Source organism: Alsobacter soli, from assembly GCF_003004785.1.
GTDB classification, from domain to species: Bacteria; Pseudomonadota; Alphaproteobacteria; order Rhizobiales; family Beijerinckiaceae; genus Alsobacter; species Alsobacter soli.
In genome coordinates this window covers 1-341 of record NZ_PVZS01000089.1, presented here as the reverse complement: position 1 = coordinate 341, position 341 = coordinate 1, and the positions used below count along the sequence as shown (strand labels likewise).

Sequence of the window (341 nt, the reverse complement as noted above, 5' to 3'; positions counted from 1 at the left end):
GCGAGCGGCACGCGCGACGCCGCGACCGGCTGCACCGGCTGGCCGTCGACGGCGAGCACCCGGCCGGAGGCGGCGCCCAGATCGATCCAGAACGCGGTCGCCGTCGCTCCGTTGATCACACGCAGCCTGACGCGCCCGCCGCGCTCGACCCGCACCACCTCCGGGTCGTCCAGGGTCCGGTCGTTGGCGAGGTAGGCGTCGTACTCGATGTCGTTGAGGTCCATCGCGGCCGGTCCGTGGCCCATGCCCGGCCGGCCCGCCATGTCGTGGCCGGTCATGCCGTGCCCGGCCATGGCCTGCATCTCGTCGTGCGCGCCTCCGGCCTTGAGCCTAGCCAGGAG

Annotated in this window: 1 protein-coding gene; it reads right to left on the bottom strand. The window is 74.2% G+C overall.

Annotated elements, in window-relative coordinates; translation table 11 throughout:
- The coding region (locus SLNSH_RS24385) for a cupredoxin domain-containing protein (RefSeq protein WP_483416139.1) at window positions 1–341 on the bottom strand (341 nt) is incomplete at both ends.